Here is a 16692-nt window from a genome sequence, read left to right as displayed (position 1 = left end):
ACAAAAAGCCTTCAGAGAGGACGGTTGTCCTCTCTATAAACTGCACAAATTAACTCAAATATCGGAAAAGTCACCAAAGAGCGAATCAATATCATCCTCGGTAACAACCTCAAATTTATCAACTGGTAAATGATTCAGAGAATCTGGCGAATTCACCGATCGGGAATTAACCTTTGCTGCTGGTAATTGGGCTACAGGTTCCACAACTACAGGCTGCGATTTATGTCCGTTGAGTACAGGTATTTTTGCTGCTTGGTCTCCTTTTTTGGCGGTGGTTTCATTCCGCATGAATGTGGCCATCAAACCGTCAAGCAAACCGCCACCGCCGCCGCTACCGTTGACTGCGACATCGGGTACGACGCGAACGCTACCATCTGCGATCGCCCCAATAGCTTGTAACATCGTGTAACTCTCGGTGCCCAAAGCGCTGACACCAACTTGATAAGCATCGGCTTTTGCTTGTCCCATCAAGCGAATTCCTTGTGCTTCACCACTTGCGTGTTCGATCGCAGCACTAGCAGTCAATTGAGCAATTTTTACGCCTTGTTCTGCCGCCACTACCTCATGTTGAATGTTGGCGATCGCAGTTGCGCGCACCAATTCTTGACGCTGAGACTCTGAACTGCGCTGTGCTTCGTAGGTTTTCTCTTGTTCTTGAGCAATTTTGCGATCGGTCAACGTTTGCATTAACTCCGCTGGTGGCGAAATCACACCGATCAGCGTGTCCACTGCTTGCACATCATAGGCGCGCAAGGCTTGGCGCACGTGTTCCCCGGCTTCTGCTTGGCGATCGCTCCGCGCGATCAAAAAATCAAGTATGGTATATTCTTGAGCCGAATTTCGGAAGTAATTACCGACAATTGGACGCAGCACTTGGTCGATTAGATTCTGCATAGAACCTTGCCGCGAAATCACTCTCGGTGCATCTAAAGTGCCGACATGAATGATTTGGAAAATTTCTAATTCAAAGCCAAATCCATCAAAAGAAAGCAATCTCATCGCACTTAACTTAGAGTCATAGCCATGTTCTCCACTAAACCGTGATGTGAAGTTTAAAACTACATCGGTTGTGGGAACAAGTTCTACTTTCATCACTTTTGTATTGACGGGATGTTTGCCTGGATACAGCGGTTCTACCCATACACCTTTATTACCTTTGGTGACGAGATTTCCGTGAGTAAAAGCCTCCCCACTTACATCTTTTTGCGATGCGCCGACAAAGGAAATTACTACACCTACATAACCGATCGGCACTTCGGTCATCTCTACCTGTTCCACTTGCACAAACCAAGGATTGAGGTTCCACGAACCCGATAGAATTATCTGTTCTTGCAAGCCCCTGCGACCGCCACCTTTGATAAAAGATTGCGCTTTTTGGAAATTGTTGTGACCGGGAATTATCGGGCCGGCGATTTCACCTTCATCAATGGGAACTCCGTCTAGTATGGTCACAATTCCCACACGATCTGGAGCAAGTTTGTATACTTCAAATTCCCACGGCTCCATACCCTTTTGAGCAGCATTGGCTGAAGTGATGACTTCAAATATAGCTGTATTGATCCGATAAGTACCCGTGGTGATTACAGCTAGCTGCCGTCCTTTTTCTCCGCCGTTGGTGAGGAATTTGCGGGCATTTTGGAAATTGTCGCAATCGACGACTGTACCTAAAATGCGATCGGGAGGAATGGTGGCTCCGTCATTGGCAATAATTAAACCGATTTCATCTTGAGGAACGACTACAACTGGTTCTTTTTTAATGCTATATTGCCAGGGAAAATAACCAAAATGCCAGCCTGGAGGAAGGGTGTCTGCTTGCAAACCTCCTTCACCATCGAGAGCAATTAATCTACTGGATGGCAAGTTTTTACTGGAAAATTTCTTGGTGACAATTCCGACTTCTCGTTCGCCGATCGCAATTAACCCCAAAATCCAGCCAATCTTAGGTATGAACATAAAAAATACTACAAGTCCTCCAACGGGATAGATCCACATCGGGATGCCTATTCCTTCATTCTGGGGTACTTGGACTTGTTGGGGTTGGGGCGGTGGTGGATTGGTTTGAGCGGATGCTGGTGGGGCGATCGCGCCGGCTGTTGCGATCGTGGTTGCTACAGATAGTGTTAGGGGTAAAAGTTTGCGGAACCAACCTGTTAATTTAGTCATATTTTTCTACCTAATTTAAGCTAGGATGTACGGAAAATTTGTTAACTAAGATAAGTATTAAACTAATTTATTTGAGTGTCAATTCATAAAAGTCATTGGTTTAGTTCATAAAAGTCATATTTATAAAATCTTTTGTCATAAATTGCGAATTATTGTACTCAAAAATTAGCGAGATATCATGTCTGGTGGCGCAATAAGTAAGGTTTGTAGTGCGGACTTCAGTCCGCTCTCATGCTGCGGACTGAAGTCCGTACTACGAACCCTTTTTGTTATGGTAATTGACCGGACATGATATAAGATATCTCTCGCCCAATGTTATAAATGAAAGGCGATCGCACTTTTGGACAGATTGTGCGATCGGCGTAGCTATCCCGTAGGGAATCGGCTTTATGCAAATATTGCCCGCTAAACCAACGAGAATACGAGAATTATCAACAATAGTTGTGGATGCGCGGGTGGCCAGAAACCGGGTTTTTTGCGACAATACTTAATTACAAACCACAGATTAAGTAAAAACCCGGTTTCTTTGGTTGTGATGCGTAATTTCCGTGGATATCAACCACCGCCACCACCGCCACCGCCACCACCACCACCGCCGCCGCCACCGCCACCGCCACCGCCGCCACCACTATCATCACCACCACCGCCACCGCCACTGTTATAAACACCGCCACTGCTACTGTCATGGCTCAAGAAAAGCAAGACTAACAGTGCTAGAAAAGGAGCAAAGCTTATAGGAAAACCTCTTCCTTCCGAAGAAGATTGAGATTGGTTGCCAGTTTTTTGCCAGCGAGGTTGAGGCACATTAAGAATTGGCTGGGGAAATGCGATCTGCACTTCTAATTCTTGTTCCGGTAGGACAGGCTGACTTGCGACAAATTCATAAGTTTTACCATCTACTTGGCTAGGACTAGCTGGCGTACCAAAGTTTTTAAACGAGACAACTTTACCTGACAAAGCTTCTGGTAATTGAACTCTAACTTTGGCAGTATTAATCGGGGCTTTGCGACCGGATGAAATGGCTTTCCAATAAACTTGAGTATCCTGACCATCTAGTTGCAATCCACCTATTACTCGATATTTTAGGACAAAAGTATGTGATTCTGGTGCTTTTAATTGATGTTGCCAACGAATCCAAAGTTGATTGTTTTCATCAATCCCGGTGGTACTGGCAATGATTTGATTGTTTTCGGCAACGGTGACATCTTTAATCTCATCGACTTTGCCTAAAGGAATATAGCGATATCGTTCAGTATTGTAGTCGGCTGTGAATACATATTTTTGGGTTTCGGTAACTAACATATCTCCGTTGGTCTGAACGTCGATGATGACGTTAATATTTTCCCAGTAGAATGGTACTTCTTGAGCGGCTACATGAGTGACTGTGACTAGAAATATGGTCAATAAGGTGGTGCAGAAATAAAGTATTTTTTGGAGTTGCCTTTTGTTCATAAAATGATTCCTACTGAACAGCTATTGATTACTATTATTCAATAGGTTTCTGGTCAGGTCAATTCATAAAAATCATTTGTTTAGTTCATAAAAGTCATATTGATAAGTCTACACAAACGATGTCCGAAATGAGACGGCGGTTGAAACCGCGTCTACACAAACAATGTCCGCCTCCGCGGACGAAAGAAAGATGGGATGTACGGTTGAAACCGCGTCTTGTCAAACAATGTCGGAGATGACACGGCGGTTAAAACCGCGTCTACACAAACAATGTCCGCCTCCGCGGACGAAAGAAAGATCGGACGTATGGTTTCAAACCGCGTCTACATAAACAATGTCCGAGATGACACGGCGGTTGAAACCGCATCTTGTCAAACAATGTCCGCCTCCGCGGACTCAAGAAAAAAACATGATTTTAATGGTCAATTCTTCAACCTGCGAAAGCAGGTTTGGTTTGTATAGATGCGGTTAAAACCGCGGATTCTTCAACCTGCGGAGGCAGGTTTTGTTTGTGTCGCCGCGGTTTCAACCGCCGGGTATCCTGACAATACTTAACAGGGTTAAAACCGTGCAGATAACACGGCGGTTTAAACCGCGTCTACATAAACAATGTCCGCCTCCGCGGACTCAAGAAAGAAACATGATTTTAATGGTCAATTCTTCAACCTGCAGAAGCACGTGAGTGTTTGTATAGATGCGGTTAAAACCGCGGATTCTTCAACCTGCGGAGGCAGGTTTTGTTTGTGTCGCCGCGGTTTCAACCGCCGGGTATCCTGACAATACTTAACAGGGTTAAAACCGTGCAGATGACACGGCGGTTTAAACCGCGTCTACATAAACAATGTCCGCCTCCGCGGACTCAAGAAAATAAGATGATTTCAACCGCGGATTCTTCAACCTGCGGAGGCAGGTTTTGTTTGTGTCGCCGCGGTTTCAACCGCCGGGTATCCTGACAATACTTAACAGGGTTAAAACCGTGCAGCCAAATACAGCTTCAAATGTGTATCTGCGCGAAGGTTTGTAAGGGTTGGAATTCCAAACGCGCAATTCTCCGTTGAAGCCACGCGAGGCTAAACTAAGGGAAACTTGACGGTAGTTTACTAATGTTCGTTGCAATAATTGCCCGATTAAAATGCCTAAACTGTGCATTCCTAATTTCCAAGTGCGATAGCCACATCGGGAGTTTTGGGCGATCCAAATTTCATCTGCGATCGCCAATAAGCTAAAAATAAAGCGATACATTAGTAATAGCAGTTCTGTGACTAACTCTGGACACCTTAGTTTGCGGAGGATTTGCAAGATTTCGGTAAATGGGACTGTCAACAGGATGAAGTACATACAGCTTGTGGATGCGATCGCGCGCGCTAACAATAAACTCACCTGATATATGCCAATACGACTCACATACAGATAAAAACTGCCGATGTTAATCCCCCAACCTTCCCAAATATCCCATTGAATTGTCGGAATTCGATCGCCCGCAACCGCACCAATCGCCAACGCCGGCACACTCGTCAGCAAAAACATCAGCGGTAGCAACAGCAAGCGCAGATAGAGTTTCGCGGGAATTCCTGCATAAACAACGATCCAGATTGTCAACCAAAGGGCGATCGACAACTGCACCGCGACATGGGAAACTAGAGACAGGATTAATAGGGCGATCGCAAATGATAGTTTGTGAGCTGGCGGCAACCCCCGTAAGCGATTTGTATAAGCCAGACTATCAATCTGATGGTTCATTCCGAGGATTTCTTGTCAGATTGTTGCCCAGATTGCGATCGGCCTTTATACAACCCAATCACGTAGCCAACTACGCCCGCCCCCATCGCTGCTTGAGACGCAAACAATAGACTGGAGATTTCGCTGCTAGCAGGCTCAAATAAGTGATTGAACCAAGGTTTATAACCCGGTTGAATTTCGGTAATTGCTTTCTTAGCTTGGTCATCCGTACCGCCGTATTCACCCCGGACAAAAATAAGAGGAAATGCTGCCAGAACAATCACTGCAACCGCTAACAGCCAATTTTGTTGCGAAGTAGCTTGCTGATTTTTGGTAGGTTTTTGATTCACAATTTATGACTCCTGTCTCAATAATTTCAAAGTTTCCAACTCCGGCTTTCCGTAAGAATGTAGCCAATTCCAGACCAATACAGTCAGCAATCCCTCAGCGATCGCCAGAGGAACTTGAGTAATTGCAAAGATGCCAGCAAACTTGAGAAATGAAGTCATAAAACCGCCAGTTGCTGCCGGAAAAGCTAACGCTAATTGTATCGAAGTCGTCAGATAAGTCAGCAAATCTGCCAAAGCCGCCGCACCAAAAATTGCCGCCCGCTGACTGCCAGTTCGCAACAGCAATCGATAGATAAAATATGCAGCAAAAGGCCCGACAATCGCCATCGAAAACATATTAGCGCCCAACGTTGTCAAGCCGCCGTGGGCTAGCAGTAATGTTTGAAACAACAGCACTAAAGCCCCCAATACAGCCATCACCGAAGGGCCGAACAAAATTGCACCCAAACCTGTACCCGTTGGGTGAGAGCAACTCCCCGTTACCGAAGGAATTTTCAACGCAGAAAGCACAAAAGTAAACGCACCCGCCAAAGCAAGTAATAATTTAAGTTCCGGGTGTTCTTTGGTAATTTGGGCGATCGATCGCAAACCGAATACAAAAAAAGGCAGCGCCACCATCCACCAAAACGCCGCCCATTGCACCGGCAAAAAACCTTCCGAAATGTGCATAGCTGCGGCCGGTGTTGCCGATGCTAGGACAAGATAACAACTCAAGCCAGCCATCAATCCCAAGCTGACCAATTTCCGATTTCTGGCCTTCACACTGAACCTCGCAGATGAGACAATCTAAACTAACGCATCGGCGGGCATCCTGACTCAGAAAGCAACAAGACTTTCATTACAGTTGCGGGACAGCGCCGGACTTGCACCGAACTTTCCCCCTTTCCTCTAACGGCTGTTCCCCATTAGAACCGACTGGTTAGATATAGTTTAGTCGATCGCGCAACTCTCAACCGATATTTTACAAAAATTATTTCAGATTAAATAACTCAATATCGCCTATCTTCTTCCTTCTCTTCCTTCGCGTCCTTCGCGCCTTCGAGGTTCGTTAAAATCTTCACACAATTCAAAATTATAGCTAAACAACTCAATGCTATAATATCAATGAGTTTTGAGGACAACCACCATGTTAGATTACAACTTTCCGAAGCACTGGCCCTCAGCCGACGAACTACCAGACTCAGACGAAACACCAGTGGATAACGAACTTCAAGAATTAATTCCAGGATTGCTAAAAGCAATATTGCTCATACTTTGGGCAGAACGCATGGACTGGTTTTTTGGCATAGATATGGGTCTTTACCATCACCCAAAAAAACCTGCTATTGTGCCTGATGCCTTCTTGAGTTTAGGAGTAAAACGGTTTTCTCGGGAGGAATTGCGTCCTATCGCAAAAATGGCGATCGCCAGAGGTAATTAAATAATGCTAATGAATTTGCGTTCTTACGACATCATTTGCTTTGGTGATGAAGTTCCAGGAGTTCTAGCCGTTATCTCAGCCGCCCGAGAATACCGCCGCCGGACAAACCTTTATCCGCGAGTTTTGCTGATGTCTAAAGGAAGCTTGCAAGAAGGAATTGGCGGGCATTTAGTCAGAGGTGGACTCGCTTATTTAGATAGAAGTCAAATCAGTCAACAACTGCAACAATCTTTAAATTTAGATACCTTCGGTTCACCGCCGACAATCTATCAAGAACTCCTGCAAAAATCCGGTGTCAGCGCGATCGCCCTTGACCCCCGCAAAGCCAGTCCAGCGCTGAAAGCAATGCTGGTACAAGCAGGAGTCGCAATCCTCAGCAAAGTAGAAATTAAATCAGTTAATAAAGAAGGCAAAAAAATTTCTAGCATAATTACCTCGACAGGGACAGTTTATGCAGCCAAACAATTTATTGATGCCACTGTCAATGGCGAATTAGCTCAAGCGGCAGGTGTGCGAAAGCTGAATGGATTTGAAACCTTTGGTTTGCCTAACTCAGAACTTCCTGTCACCCTAGTTTTTGAAACCCAAGGACTCAGTGTCAGAAGACTGAAAGAACTCGATTACCTTTATCTAAAACGCTTCACAAACCTTGCTGATTCCGAGGCTCAAAAATTTTTGCTAGCCGCTGCGGGTAAAGATGCCAAACTAGCAGAACAACTGCGCCAGGAAATGATCGACACCAGAGGAAACCTCAAAACTCTGTGGGCGGGGAACGATTACATCGATGTGCGATCGCCCGCACTGTCTGTAGCATACCACTCGTTTAGAGGCAGAAAGCTATCTTTTCCTGAAACCGGCATAATTTTAGATGAGGGAAATATCGCCATACTTCCCGATGATAGACTGTCGTGGAACGCGCTGTTATTTGCAGTCACCGGCAGCGAAGCAGAAGCCTTAGCCAGAAGCGGCAGCAAACCCACAGCTAATATGCAAAGAGAGATGCTATCTGTAGCAACTTGGCTGAAGAGTTTGGGAGCTACTTCTGTTACTTCTGCCTCAGAACTTTATATCAGACACGCCGGGAACGTGACGGGAGTTGTAGAACCTTTAACCGGCGCACAAATGCTGCTTGGTGGCGTACCTGCTAATGAGGCACTCGGCACATTTAGCTATCATTTTGATGTTCGGGGAGGCATTCCGAGCCTTGGCGATAAAGCAAACAGTCTGGGGTGGTTTAAAAGCCTGAGTTTCAAACAGCCAACCTTCAATATTGGCATCCGCCACGCATTGATAAAAAACATTCCTAACCTGGCAGTTGTCAGTCCCTGCTCTGGATTTGAAGGGTTTGCGTGTTCTGTCGGCAGAATTGTAGAATTCAACGCCGCAGTTGGTCAAGGTATCGGTATCGCCGCCGTTAATGCTATTTTAAATAACAAAAATCTAGCAGATATATCTAACCGAGAAGTGAGACAAGTTCTCGCCCAAACAAATCAATTACCTAAAATTTTTGGAGTTAACAACAATACTGATGGAACGCTATTAGCACAATTCGAGACTCTTGTAGGTGCCGACGCCATTGCATAATATCCAGCGGGAGCACTCAGCAAAGCAAGTCCGCATCCACGTTGGTAGTGCGGACTCCCTTCCGCTCCCTGATTGAATCACAGCTTGACTCAAACTTTCGGAGTCATTGAACTTTAGCCCGATCGAACCTTTGACTAACCGCTAATTACTCGATCGCACAGTCAAAACTTGCGGAGGCGTCGCATCCGGCGGATACAAGAAATCCACCTGAACCAAACGGCGTTCCCCCGGCTTCATATTCACATTCACCAAAGCTTCCCCCTGCTGTCCCCGGCGCTGCACAATGTGAATGTAGCGCGTCAAAGTTTTGCCCGAATCATCATTAAACATCACCCGCACCGTACCTCGGAAAAATATCCTATTTTCCGGCGGATCGTAAAACATCAATCCCGCCGATTCTGTATTTGCCTTAATCGGTGTTTGCATTCTAATGCTCACAGATTGCGACTCGCGAGATTTGTTATAAAGCGGAAAAGTTAAATTGTATTGAATTCCGTAATTACCGTGAGCAAAATAAGCAGTATCGGGATACCGAGCTAACATTTTAGCACTTTGAACTTGACCAGTCCCAAAAGTACCAGTATCCGTAGTGCTCAAAGCATAGGAAAATGACTCGCCGCGCTTGGGAACAGTTAAATAATCGGTTCTCGTATTGTCAGTAATTTTAGCTTGCCATTGGGAACCTTCAGCGACTCCAGCCACGCGCCCGTAAATTTTTTGCAGCGGATTTTCGCCTGTGGGAGTGGGAGCCAAATCTCTCGGCCCCGCTAAACCTTTGGTGTTTAAAATATTTTCCCACTGTTCTAAAGTCGGATATTGTTCGACTCCTTCTTTAGTTTGAGGAGCAAACATCGCCAAACTAGCCACATAAACCGAATTGCTGCTCGACACTCGCATCAAAGTCGATCGCCCGTTGGAAGCAGGCGTGACATTGCCCACAGGTATCGGCAAATTCATCAGCATTCGGCTCTGATTCGCCGGAATCTCGATCGCAGCCGGCAAAATGCTTTGTCTGTACCCCCGCAACACATCGCTGGTGATGCGGCTGCCAGGCCCCGCAAACACAGTACCGAATCGATTTTCTAAATACGACGGCAAATCGACAAACAAAGCATCCGGCCGAGTTAAATAAGTTGCTCCTTGCAATATATTTAAAGTAACAGGTTCGGAGTTGGGATTGTAGACAATAATCCCTTGAAATAAGGTGCGAGTTTCGGCACGATTTTTAGCTTTAGCAATGTGGTGGGCGAAGATATCAAATCTGCCTTTGAATGCAAAGTTTAAATGTGCAGCAGGTACTTGTTTTGCTGACTGCGGAAATGTCGAGAGCAAAATGCCTTCGGTTTGCACAACTTCTGGGCTATTGCTATTAAAAACGGGGATGTTGTCGAGTTGTCCAGGCAAAACGCGCACTTGCTGGGGCATTGTCACAGTTTTCAGCGGGCTGCTGCTTGGCTGCGGTGGCAAATCCAGTTCGTTTTCGGGTAGCGGGACTTCTGGCTGGATGATCAGTTCTCGGGCGGGACGTGTCGGGATTGCCTGAGCTAAGGGTAGAATCGGTAACAAAAACATAGCTGTGAGCGCGTTTAACTGAACTTGCAGATTGCCTTGACGCAAAGCAATCGACACAAAACTTTACCACAAGTTGGTTGATATTTTTGGGCAATTTGGCGATTTGCTGTGAATTTTATGGGTAATTAGACCGATCGACCAATTCACGACTGACTCAGCAAAGGCGAGAAACCCGGTTGCTGACGGGAAATGCAGGGAAACCCGTTCTCCAGAAAAAGCAGAGACTTTAGCTGAATAAGGTGTGGAACCTGCGATCGCAGATGTATTCGATGCGGATGCAGTTCAGGCTGCCATCAGTCGCGCTCAACTAGATGTATACCAGTGGACAGTTGACAGTTGACAGTTGACAGTTGCAGACTAAGGAAATCAATAGATCACAAGATTTAACAGGAAGTTCACGGGTGCATCTCAATGAAGGCAAATATGTTTGTAGGGGCGAAGCATGACCTCCGTCAATATGGGATTATAACTAATAACTTATATGCGGTCATGCTTCGCCCTCTTCAAAAGTGAGATGCACCGAAGTTTACAGCCGATCGCGCGATCGATGATCAATAATTTCAAATATGGCAACCGCCACATCGGTGAGGACATAAATAACTTCATGAATAGAGCTGATACCGTACTGCATCAATGGTTTGATTCCCGTTATGCAACTGTCAACTGTCCACTGTCAACTGTCAACTGCTATATGAGCTAGCTCATAGAAGCAATGGGAATCCTCTTGCATAATCAAAACAGATGAACTGTCCAATCTCTCTCAACACATCAAAGCAGATATTGCCATGAATAGCGAAACAGTTTCAATCCATACACCCGTAGCAGCACCACCTGAAATCACCCTAATCCCAAATAATTCGCTGTTAACCGAAACGCCTGAAGAGGGGCGGCACTTAGCCGTGAAAATGGCGCGTCTGATTATCAAAATGACTCAGCCGGATGAAGCGAAACGGTTACAACTGCGAGATGTTTATGGCAATGATGCCATGATGCTAATTGCAGTTGGGCAGACAGTTGCGACAGAGTTTTCCACAATCGCTGCTGCCAATAACTACTGGCGGAAGTAGTATTTCAAAATCGTTAGATCAATAATGTGTTCAGATTTTGGAGGAATATACCATGAAAGCTTTAATTCAATTAATCGTCAGTTTTTTCGTGTTTATTGTGGATGTCGTGTATGGCGATCGCTCCTACGCTCGGTTTTATGTACTCGAAACGATCGCCCGCGTGCCTTATTTTTCCTATGTCTCAGTGCTGCATCTCTACGAGACACTGGGTTATTGGCGCAAAGCTGACTTGTTGAAAATTCACTTTGCTGAAACCTGGAACGAATTACATCATTTGTTGATTATGGAATCACTCGGAGGCGATCGGCTGTGGATCGATCGCGCGATCGCTCAACACATCGCATTTGCGTACTACTGGGTCGTCGTACTGCTCTATATGCTGTTTCCCAAGTACGCCTACTACCTCATGGAGTTGATTGAAGATCATGCCTACCACACCTATGATGAATACTTGAAAATCAATGAAGTGGCGCTGAAAACTCAACCTGCTCCCCAAGTCGCAATCAACTTCTATCGCGATGGCGATCTCTATATGTTTGACGAAGTTCAGACTACATCAAATCATCAATTTCGCCGTCCCAAGGTAGATGATCTATACGACGTATTCGTGAATATCCGTGATGACGAACGCGAACACGTAAAAACAATGGTGGCACTCCAAGAACCCGAAGCACGGCAAACCTTTAAAAGTCCCCATACGGTTTTTGAATTGATAGCTGGCAATTCCGATAAAACAGGCTGATTCTAGAATTTTTAGGCTCTTTGAAAAGTCTTGCCACAACAAAAGTTGTTGATTGCTTTTTACGGTGGTAGTACAGGCACAGGTGCGTCGCTATTAGATTAGTGATTGTTTTTGAAATACTTTTAAGGGCGACGCACCCTACAGCTTCGCAGCAAAACTTTTTATACTCCAATTTATCTTTTTCTCTGGCAACTATGAGCTAGATCATAGAAATTCTTGACAAGAATTATTAGAGTAAAGGTAGTCCAAGGCGATCGAGGTAATGATATGACTCTCACGAAAGCACAGACAACCGCATCTCAAGTAGAAACCCTCGCCAAACTATACCTGGAAGGCAATCCAGCCGAAATTTCTCATGAAACCATCGCCCAACTCTGTGACTGGCTGATGGATGAGTTCCATCAATTGCCCTTAAATCTGCAATTTTCAGATTATATGCGTTATGACAACGCCCAAGAAATGTTTGCAGATATTAGGAAATATCAGCTTTGGATATCCGCCGATAGTTACGATTCTGCTGTTTATCCTAATCCAATTTATGGCTTTATTTTTCAGGGAATCCACGATTATGACCACTATTTGACAGATAGCGACTTCAGCTTGAAGGGAGAAATTGCGGCTTATAACTTCGCAGCAAAGCGTGCGCCGAGTTTAGATATTCAAAAGATTCTGTATTCCGAAATTGTACTCCGCTCTGCTGCCTATATTTATTTGGGACATATGGCAGATCCTAAAATTGTTTTTCCGTATCAATCAAACAGGTGAAATATCATGCACGAGTGTCCTTGTTGTTCTTATCCTTTGCTGCGACACCTTCAGCACCATGAAATTTGTTGGTTTTGTCCCCATTGTTGGACAACGATGCCAGTCTTTTCTGAAGTGATACTCTCACCACGCGGCAAAGTTCTGGGGGCAAATGTTCAATCAATGCCATGATATAAATGCGTGGCAATGTTAAAACTGACGATCGCTAATAAACAGAAAAATTTTCAATGACGATAATTTTAACCAACGACGACGGCATAGACGCTCCGGGGATTCAGGCACTTTTGCAGGCTGTAGAAGGCAAGACAATTATGGTTGCTCCCCAGGGGCAGTTGTCGGGCTGCGGGCATCAGGTGACGGCTCACAGTCCGATTCATGTCGATCGGCGATCGGAATCTGAGTATGCTGTAGGGGGAACACCAGCCGACTGCGTGCGTATCGCTCTCAATCACGTTTGTCCAAAGCCAGATTTAGTGCTTTCGGGGATTAATGCGGGTGGCAATTTGGGCGTTGACGTATATATTTCGGGTACGGTTGCTGCGGTGCGGGAAGCAGCCATGCACGGTATTCCTGGAATCGCCATTTCCCATTGGATTAAAAGGCCTTGGGAAATTGACTGGGATGTCGCCACTCGCTGGACATCGCGCGTATTAGCCGATTTGCTCAACCGGGAATCAAAGCCTGGGTGTTTTTGGAATGTAAATTTACCGCATTTAGCGCCGGGAAGTGCGGAACCCGAAATCGTGTTTTGCCAGCCTTCAACGCAGCCACTACCGGTGGTTTACAGGAGGGACGGAGATTACTTTTATTATGTTGGAGAATACGGGAATCGCGATCGGGCTTCCGGGACTGATGTTGATGTGTGTTTTGGTGGTAATATTGCTGTGACTGAGATATCGCTGTGATGGGATTATGGAAGTATATTTTTTGGGCAAAAAGCGGAAGTAGGTAGGTTAACTTAGGTATCATTTACCCTCAATATCCCAAAACAGGATAAAATATTTGTACTTAATTTTTACAGTCATGTAAGTCAACAAATGAATCCTAACCCAGAACCAAATTCTCCCAGCATCTTAAAACGCAAGGCGAGCAGCACTGTTGGTCGTGGTAAAGTAGCTAACCTCAATACCAACTTTAATTTTTCTGCGTGGAGTGACGAATACGTTACTTTAAATCTCGGCGATAGTCTTCAGCACTACGATAATTGGGAGCAACCTACTGTCATCATTTCAGATGGAGCTTACGGTATTCTTGGGTTTGAAGGAGATACCTCAGATCACATTGATTTACCTAATTGGTATCAACCTCATATCCAGGCATGGTCAAAAGCAGCCATACCCTGTACAACACTCTGGTTTTGGAATTCAGAAATTGGTTGGGCTGTTGTGCATCCAATTCTAGAAAAATATGGTTGGCGCTATGTTAATTCCAATATTTGGAACAAGGGAAAAGGTCATATCGCAGGGAATGTTAATACACAAAAAATTCGCAGGTTTCCCGTTGTCACAGAAATCTGCGTTCAATATGTCAGAGAAGTAAAAGTTAATGAACTTACCTTAAAAGGATGGTTATTGCAAGAGTGGAAACGCTCTGGCTTGCCGTTACGACGGGCTAACGATGCTTGCGGGGTGGTGGATGCTGCAACCAGAAAATACTTCGATCAAGGGCATTTGTGGTATTTCCCTCCCACAGAGATGTTTGAAAGGCTAGTGAACTATGCAAATGAGTATGGTAGTCCTCAAGGAAAACCCTACTTTTCTCTGGATGGCAATCAGTCTTTAACGGGACAAGAATGGAGCAAAATGCGATCGAAATTTAGATGCCCTCACGGCTTTACAAACGTTTGGGATCGTCAACCTTTACGGGGCGATGAAAGAGTTAAAACTATCTCAGGAAAAGCATTGCATCTCAACCAAAAGCCTCTGGATTTAATGAACCTTATTGTTGAGGCATCGACAGATGAAAACGATGTTGTATGGGAACCTTTTGGCGGACTTTTTAGTGCTGCTTTGGCAGCACGTCAACTAAAACGGAAAGCCTTTTCTTGCGAGATAGACTCAGACTACTTCTATTATGGTGTACAGAGATTCAATCAAGAAGTTCATCAATACTCTCTTCTCTAATCTGTAGATAGTCTTGTAGAGATTGCTTAATCCTATCTTCTCGACGACTTGATAAAAGCTTATTCCACCTACCAACAGTCATACCGGAAACCTCAGTGTTGTAAACACGTCGCTTAAATTCCTCGATCCCTGGATGTACAATTCTATCCATCTTGGCAAAATTTGTATCGAGTCTGTATTCATACCGTATCCTTAGCTCGCGTAGAAGCCGCTGATACTCTCTAGTTGGTTTGTAGATTTTTCCTTGAATACCCCATGAATCAACTATTTTATCAGCTTCTAAAAACTCCTCAGCAGAGCCTTGGAATTTATACCCACTGGTGTTTGTCTGTTGCAAATTTGCTGTTCTTTGAGTTGTATCTTCCGGCTCTAAAACAAGGTAATCCGGCGGATTGTGATAGTGGGTATCTCTTGCTACGGCTACCGATAAACCAGAAACAACACACACATCGAGAATGCGAGGCTTACCATAGATGATTTTATCGGGTAGCCATGCCAGGATAGCAACGTAGGTTTGATCGAACCTAAAGTGATTCTGACTATCTTTGAAACGTGCTGTTATCTCTGTTGCTAGTGGGAACCATGCTTTAATTTCTAATCCGGGCGTTGGTTGAACTATGCCTACAAAAATAGTATCTGGAAAGCCAGGATCTTGCCTTTGCCACTTTCCAAATTCAGCGAACTCATTTTGTTGATTCAAGAATTCAACGGTGTTAAATTCAATCAAATTTCCGACTAACGGCGAAAGCTTTGAGATAACTTTAGATAGGTTCACTGCTGCATCTACGCTAACAGGCTTAGATACCTCTATAACGTCAAAAATATGAGTTGATAAATGACCGAGATATTGGGATGCGACTTTGATGACATCTTGTGTATTCATATCTTACTCTCACAAGATACTTCAAATATTTTTTGTGAAATTGCCCTAATAATATGGCAAGGATCTACACCAATTGCCTGAGCAACTAACAAAAACTCAATTACATCTAATCGTCGTTCGCCGTTTTCATACTTTGCTACGAAAGATTGAGGCTTTTTCAGAGATTTAGCAACAGACTCTTGAGTTAGTTGTGCCTCTTTACGAGCCGCAATCATACAGCGACGGAATGTCTCATATTCATCACTAAAAACAGATTTCATTTTACTTTTGGTTTAGCACAGCATCTACCCTAAATATAATAAACCTGTTTTCGGATAATCCCAAAATAGGATAGTGAAATTTGTCGCGGAGCGATAGTAATGAGCACTAAACTGCATTAATCGCCATCCTGAGACCGACCGCTATCTCTACTTGCGGCCGTCGGTACTACCATAATTTTTCTTGTCGTCCTTCGGCTTAGCAACCCCATCAGGTTGTTTCTTGGGCTTTTTGACTTCTTTGTTGCTTTTTCTTTCTTTTGACATAGTTATTCACCCATTTTTTTTCAGCATAACATAGATTGAAACCTATGCCTAACCGCAATTAGAGCGTATCCTGTCAATTAACTTTAATCAGAAAATGTGTTCGTAGTAAGGGCTTTAGCCCTCTGAAAATTCTGCGGACTGAAGTCCTGACTACGAACCTATTTTACTGATGGGTTTTTCTGTATTCTGAAAATTCTGCGGACTGAAGTCCGAACGATCGAACCTATTTTACTGATGGGTTTTTCTCTATTCTGAAAATTCTGCGGACTGAAGTCCTCACTACAAGGTCGGAAATTACTTTTGACCCGACAGTTTTTAGGTCGCAGTC

The 16692-nt window shown here is 44.6% G+C and carries 15 protein-coding genes and 1 riboswitch; of the genes, 7 read left to right on the top strand and 8 right to left on the bottom strand.

All coding sequences use genetic code 11. The features are described from left to right. Positions 1-54 precede the first annotated feature (54 nt). From QZW47_RS04560 to QZW47_RS04540, 5 genes are all read right to left on the bottom strand, one after another. Complete coding sequence (locus tag QZW47_RS04560; RefSeq protein WP_293124478.1) at positions 55-2163, bottom strand: SPFH domain-containing protein; 2109 nt, start codon at positions 2161-2163, stop codon at positions 55-57. 555 nt (positions 2164-2718) lie between these two features. Further along, the gene (locus QZW47_RS04555) at positions 2719-3615 is read right to left on the bottom strand and encodes a DUF2207 domain-containing protein (protein WP_293124476.1); all 897 of its coding nucleotides are present in this window, start codon (positions 3613-3615) and stop codon (positions 2719-2721) included. Positions 3616-4548: 933 nt separating this feature from the next. Next, complete coding sequence (gene cbiQ, locus QZW47_RS04550; protein WP_293124474.1) at positions 4549-5355, bottom strand: cobalt ECF transporter T component CbiQ; 807 nt, start codon at positions 5353-5355, stop codon at positions 4549-4551. Next, positions 5352-5684, bottom strand: a complete 333-nt coding sequence (locus QZW47_RS04545; protein WP_293124473.1) for an energy-coupling factor ABC transporter substrate-binding protein — start codon at positions 5682-5684, stop codon at positions 5352-5354. The genes cbiQ and QZW47_RS04545 overlap by 4 nt, the downstream gene beginning before the upstream one ends. 3 nt (positions 5685-5687) lie before the next feature. Continuing rightward, entirely contained in the window at positions 5688-6407 is a 720-nt protein-coding gene (locus tag QZW47_RS04540) for an energy-coupling factor ABC transporter permease (protein ID WP_293125049.1), read from the bottom strand. A 60-nt stretch (positions 6408-6467) separates the two neighbouring features. Continuing rightward, a riboswitch (cobalamin riboswitch) is annotated at positions 6468-6615 on the bottom strand. A 195-nt stretch (positions 6616-6810) separates the two neighbouring features. On the opposite strand from QZW47_RS04540, the gene QZW47_RS04535 reads away from it, so the two are divergent. Together QZW47_RS04535 and QZW47_RS04530 are read left to right on the top strand one after the other, a co-directional pair. Further along, positions 6811-7104, top strand: a complete 294-nt coding sequence (locus QZW47_RS04535) for a Uma2 family endonuclease (RefSeq protein WP_366930803.1) — start codon at positions 6811-6813, stop codon at positions 7102-7104. Positions 7105-7113: 9 nt separating this feature from the next. Further along, positions 7114-8688, top strand: coding sequence for an FAD-dependent oxidoreductase (locus tag QZW47_RS04530; protein WP_293124471.1), 1575 nt, complete (start codon positions 7114-7116; stop codon positions 8686-8688). Between the two features lie 141 nt (positions 8689-8829). On the opposite strand, the gene QZW47_RS04525 is transcribed toward QZW47_RS04530, so the two are convergent. Next, positions 8830-10317 (bottom strand): DUF3370 domain-containing protein, encoded by a 1488-nt coding sequence (locus tag QZW47_RS04525; RefSeq protein ID WP_293124469.1) that lies wholly within the window; start codon positions 10315-10317, stop codon positions 8830-8832. Positions 10318-11045: 728 nt separating this feature from the next. On the opposite strand from QZW47_RS04525, the gene QZW47_RS04520 reads away from it, so the two are divergent. From QZW47_RS04520 to QZW47_RS04500, 5 genes are all read left to right on the top strand, one after another. Then, on the top strand, positions 11046-11327 hold the full coding sequence (locus tag QZW47_RS04520; RefSeq protein WP_293124467.1) for a hexameric tyrosine-coordinated heme protein: 282 nt from the start codon (positions 11046-11048) through the stop codon (positions 11325-11327). Positions 11328-11379: 52 nt separating this feature from the next. After that, positions 11380-12069 carry an alternative oxidase gene (locus QZW47_RS04515; protein WP_293124465.1) on the top strand — a complete coding sequence of 230 codons (690 nt, stop codon included), beginning with the start codon at positions 11380-11382 and terminating at the stop codon, positions 12067-12069. 267 nt (positions 12070-12336) lie between these two features. After that, entirely contained in the window at positions 12337-12834 is a 498-nt protein-coding gene (locus QZW47_RS04510; RefSeq protein WP_293124463.1) for a transposase, read from the top strand. Between the two features lie 227 nt (positions 12835-13061). Beyond that, positions 13062-13739 (top strand): 5'/3'-nucleotidase SurE, encoded by a 678-nt coding sequence (gene surE / locus QZW47_RS04505; protein ID WP_293124461.1) that lies wholly within the window; start codon positions 13062-13064, stop codon positions 13737-13739. 132 nt (positions 13740-13871) lie between these two features. After that, positions 13872-14957: a DNA methyltransferase gene (locus QZW47_RS04500; protein ID WP_293124459.1), complete on the top strand. Its 1086-nt coding sequence runs from the start codon at positions 13872-13874 to the stop codon at positions 14955-14957. Here QZW47_RS04500 and QZW47_RS04495 read toward each other — a convergent pair. Both QZW47_RS04495 and QZW47_RS04490 read right to left on the bottom strand, forming a co-directional pair. Further along, complete coding sequence (locus tag QZW47_RS04495; protein ID WP_293124457.1) at positions 14923-15840, bottom strand: hypothetical protein; 918 nt, start codon at positions 15838-15840, stop codon at positions 14923-14925. The genes QZW47_RS04500 and QZW47_RS04495 overlap by 35 nt on opposite strands. Beyond that, the gene (locus QZW47_RS04490) at positions 15837-16100 is read right to left on the bottom strand and encodes a helix-turn-helix transcriptional regulator (protein WP_293124455.1); all 264 of its coding nucleotides are present in this window, start codon (positions 16098-16100) and stop codon (positions 15837-15839) included. Before QZW47_RS04490 ends, QZW47_RS04495 begins: the two co-directional genes overlap by 4 nt. Between the last annotated feature and the right edge of the window lie 592 nt (positions 16101-16692).

The organism is Microcoleus sp. bin38.metabat.b11b12b14.051 (assembly GCF_013299165.1).
Lineage (GTDB): Bacteria > Cyanobacteriota > Cyanobacteriia > Cyanobacteriales > Microcoleaceae > Microcoleus.
The sequence above is the reverse complement of the archived record's forward strand: the minus strand, read 5'-3'. Positions and strand labels throughout refer to the sequence as shown.

What these genes read in the sequence shown, in the direction of transcription:
- QZW47_RS04560 (WP_293124478.1), bottom strand. Translation starts at nt 2,163, where the DNA reads ATGACTAAATTAACAGGTTGGTTCCGCAAACTTTTACCCCTAACACTA.
- QZW47_RS04555 (WP_293124476.1), bottom strand. Translation starts at nt 3,615, where the DNA reads ATGAACAAAAGGCAACTCCAAAAAATACTTTATTTCTGCACCACCTTA.
- cbiQ (WP_293124474.1), bottom strand. Translation starts at nt 5,355, where the DNA reads ATGAACCATCAGATTGATAGTCTGGCTTATACAAATCGCTTACGGGGG.
- QZW47_RS04540 (WP_293125049.1), bottom strand. Translation starts at nt 6,407, where the DNA reads ATGGCTGGCTTGAGTTGTTATCTTGTCCTAGCATCGGCAACACCGGCC.
- QZW47_RS04535 (WP_366930803.1), top strand. Translation starts at nt 6,811, where the DNA reads ATGTTAGATTACAACTTTCCGAAGCACTGGCCCTCAGCCGACGAACTA.
- QZW47_RS04530 (WP_293124471.1), top strand. Translation starts at nt 7,114, where the DNA reads ATGAATTTGCGTTCTTACGACATCATTTGCTTTGGTGATGAAGTTCCA.
- QZW47_RS04520 (WP_293124467.1), top strand. Translation starts at nt 11,046, where the DNA reads ATGAATAGCGAAACAGTTTCAATCCATACACCCGTAGCAGCACCACCT.
- QZW47_RS04515 (WP_293124465.1), top strand. Translation starts at nt 11,380, where the DNA reads ATGAAAGCTTTAATTCAATTAATCGTCAGTTTTTTCGTGTTTATTGTG.
- QZW47_RS04510 (WP_293124463.1), top strand. Translation starts at nt 12,337, where the DNA reads ATGACTCTCACGAAAGCACAGACAACCGCATCTCAAGTAGAAACCCTC.
- surE (WP_293124461.1), top strand. Translation starts at nt 13,062, where the DNA reads ATGACGATAATTTTAACCAACGACGACGGCATAGACGCTCCGGGGATT.
- QZW47_RS04500 (WP_293124459.1), top strand. Translation starts at nt 13,872, where the DNA reads ATGAATCCTAACCCAGAACCAAATTCTCCCAGCATCTTAAAACGCAAG.
- QZW47_RS04495 (WP_293124457.1), bottom strand. Translation starts at nt 15,840, where the DNA reads ATGAATACACAAGATGTCATCAAAGTCGCATCCCAATATCTCGGTCAT.
- QZW47_RS04490 (WP_293124455.1), bottom strand. Translation starts at nt 16,100, where the DNA reads ATGAAATCTGTTTTTAGTGATGAATATGAGACATTCCGTCGCTGTATG.